The 3,074-nt window shown below is 59.6% G+C and carries 3 protein-coding genes; all 3 read right to left on the minus strand.

From position 1 onward, the window contains the following. Positions 1-107: 107 nt before the first annotated feature. A complete protein-coding gene (locus RGCCGE502_RS34235; RefSeq protein WP_016558822.1) occupies positions 108-1,109 on the minus strand; it encodes a tyrosine-type recombinase/integrase in 1,002 nt (333 codons plus the stop codon). Further along, positions 1,106-2,029, minus strand: a complete 924-nt coding sequence (locus RGCCGE502_RS34240; protein ID WP_016558823.1) for a tyrosine-type recombinase/integrase — start codon at positions 2,027-2,029, stop codon at positions 1,106-1,108. The genes RGCCGE502_RS34235 and RGCCGE502_RS34240 overlap by 4 nt, the downstream gene beginning before the upstream one ends. Beyond that, positions 2,026-3,074: site-specific integrase (locus tag RGCCGE502_RS34245; protein WP_016558824.1), on the minus strand; the 1,049-nt coding region annotated here is incomplete at its 5' end. The genes RGCCGE502_RS34240 and RGCCGE502_RS34245, both read right to left, overlap by 4 nt.

Here is a 3,074-nt window from a genome sequence, read left to right on the forward strand (position 1 = left end):
GACCGGCGAACTATGCCGAGTGCTTCTTTTGATGAGGACGTTACACCGCGCATTCCCGGCCAATTCGGCCGGGCGCTGGTGGTTGACACTCGGCATAGTTCTGATGCTCAGAGGGCGTTCAGGAATTCCAGAAGCCGGTCGTTCGGTCGAAATCGCTCGGCCTTAGCGCGTTCGTACGGCTTCAGCTTTGCGAGTGCGGATTCCTTCAGTTCAAGATGTGCATGAAGATAGGTCAGCGTCGTTTCCATCGCCTCATGGCCCAGCCACAGGGCAATAACTGAGCAATCGACGCCTGCATGTAGCAGTTCCATGGCAGCGGAGTGCCGCAAGACATGGGGCGACACCCGCTTTGAGCGAAGGGAGACGCAGTGATGGCGGGCTTTGGCGACATATTTGTTCAGCAGCGCCTGCACGCCGTCGGCGCTGAGCCTGCCACCGTGCATATTTGGAAAAAGAGCCGTTGCGCCTCGCCTTCCTGGTTCCTTGAGCCAACATCGGAGGGCTTGCTGTGCAACCTTTGTGAGCGGCGTACTTCGCTCTTTGCGGCCCTTGCCGACGCATTGCACATGCGCGCCGCGGCTGAGCATTACCGAGTCTCGGTCGAGATCGGTGATCTCCGAGACCCGCAGCCCCGTTTGCGCGGCCAGCAATAGCAGGGTGTAATCGCGGCGTCCCAACCACGTGCTTCGATCTGTGCAGTCCAGGATCGCCTCAATCTCGGGCCTGGTCAGGAACTGAAGCTGCCGCTTGTCGCCTCGCTTGCTGGGGATCGCAAGCACACGCTGAATGTGGGCGCTATGTGCCGGCTCCTCGAACGCCGCATATCGGAAGAAAGATCGAATGGCTGTGAGGCGCAGGTTCCGGGTCCTCACTGAGGCGGCTCTTTGAGTCTCAAGGTCTTCCAGGAATGCGCCGATGAACGGAGCGTCCAAATCCCGCAGACTCAACTGAGACGGGGATCTCGCAAGGCGCGTCTGTGCGAACGCAAACAGCAGCCTGAAGGTGTCGCGATAGGAGGCAATGGTGTTGGAACTTACACCTCGATGCTTCATGAGCCGATCCGTAAACCACCGCTCGATCAGCACCGCCAGGTCGTTCGTGCGTCTCATGACCGAACCTCCCAGCGCTTATCCAATCGCCGTACGGCATGGTTCATCAGTTCCGGCGTGGCGGACAGGTACCAATAGGTGTCGCGAACATTGGCATGGCCGAGGAAGGTCGAGAGAACCGGCAGCTCGCGTTCCACATCTTCGCCGGCGCGATGCCAGTTGATCAGGGTCTGGACAGCGAAACGGTGACGAAGATCATGAATCCGTGGGCCATCGCGATTCCCCTCCTGCCGTAATCCGATTTGCCGGGATAGTCGCCAGAACACGCGGTGCACGTATTGATGCAGCAATCTGCCGCCCTGTTCGGCGACGAAGAAGTAGGGACTGCGCGGTGTACCAAGGTGTGCATCGCGTCGGGCGGCATAGCCTGAAAGGACAGCAATTGTCGTGGCATGCAGCGGCACCAGCCGTGACTTGCCAAACTTTGTCTCTCGGATGGTGAGGACGCCCTGGTCGAGATCGACATCGGCCCGGAGCAGGCTGAGCGCTTCGGAATGGCGTAGTCCGGCCACTGCTATCAGCCCGAACAGGCAGTGATATGTCCAGCGCCGCAGGGCGTTGGCAGGCGGCAACGACAGTGCTGCCGCCAGAAGTGTCTGAATCTCGATCTCGCTATAGATGTAGGGCTTTGTCCGCCGTGCCGGCGCTACAGCGTCGCTCGGGGGCACTTCCGTCAAAGGATCAAAATGGCTGAGGTGCTGGGCAAAGCATCGCACATCAACCAGTCGAATTGACCAACTCGGCTGCCGGCCCATCGAGGTGACCCACTTCATTGCCAGATCATTCGTGATGGTCTCGGCGCCGCGGGCTTCCATGAAAGCGACGAACTCCGACAATCGTTTTGCCGGACCGTCATATTTATATCCCAGCCCTTGGCGCATGCCGATGTAGCGCTCAAACGCGGTGCGAAGCCGGCTCATTGGACACCTCCCGGCCAGGGTAGGCTCAGTTCACGCAGCTTCTCAATATCGAGCTTGGCATAGATTCTTGTACTGTCGATGCTTCGATGGCGGAGCAGTTGGCCGATCTCGGCGAAGCTGGCGCCCGACCGCAAAAGGTCAGTCGCAAGGCTGTGGCGGAAAAGATGGGCACCGTGATGCGCATAGCCTTCAATGCCTGCCTGTTCGAGTGCTTGCTTGGCGATCCACGTGATGGCGCTGCCAGATGTAAAACCCACGTGCGGGGCGAGTGTTCGCAGGAAAACTCGCCGGCATGCCGAGGCTGGACGCCCGTGTCGGATATAAGCGACGATCGCTGTTCCGACGTCGTGACGCAGCGGCATAGTCGCTTGCCGTCGTCCCTTTCCGTGTACGAGGATCGTGCCCGACTGCCAGTCGATATCGTCAAGATTGAGGGTGGCAACTTCGCTGGCGCGCAAACCGAGCTTGGCGAGGATCATCAGAACCGCATAGTCCCGACGTCCCATTGCCGTCGTCCGATCGCAGGCATCGAGAACCTTTTGCACCTTCTCCGGCGCCAGGAATGTTGGAAGGCCGGCAAGTCGCCAGCGGCGGATGGACGGCACACAGTCGGCCAGCGCCGTCGAGATTAAGCCCTTCAGATGCAAATAGCGCAGGAAGGCACGCACAACCCCGCACATGGCTTTGCCACTGTCGGCGGAACCGTCGAGCGCATGTCGCTCGACATAACTGATCACGATCTGCGGGGTGAGCGCTGCAAACCCGTCTGCGCCTAAAGGACACACCTCCCGGAGAAATCGAAGCGACAGAAGCTTGTGGCTCCCCACTGTCGCGGCGGCGAGCCCTCTCTCAGTCGAGAGATATTGCCCGAATACATCGACGATCTTCTCGTGCTCACTGCGCTGAATCGGAAGCGCGGCTGGTATTAAGCCTTTCTCCCGTAACGCCAAAAGCAAGCGGCGGAGTGCCGATCGATCGCCCGAGTCGGGCTTCCAGTGCTTGAAACGATGCTCAAGAAAGCGGTCGGCGTGAACCTCGCTTAAAT

Origin of the sequence: Rhizobium grahamii CCGE 502 (assembly GCF_000298315.2) — a bacterium.
In the GTDB taxonomy this organism is placed as follows: Bacteria; Pseudomonadota; Alphaproteobacteria; order Rhizobiales; family Rhizobiaceae; genus Rhizobium; species Rhizobium grahamii.

What these genes read in the sequence shown, in the direction of transcription:
- RGCCGE502_RS34235 (WP_016558822.1), bottom strand. Translation starts at nt 1,109, where the DNA reads ATGAGACGCACGAACGACCTGGCGGTGCTGATCGAGCGGTGGTTTACG.
- RGCCGE502_RS34240 (WP_016558823.1), bottom strand. Translation starts at nt 2,029, where the DNA reads ATGAGCCGGCTTCGCACCGCGTTTGAGCGCTACATCGGCATGCGCCAA.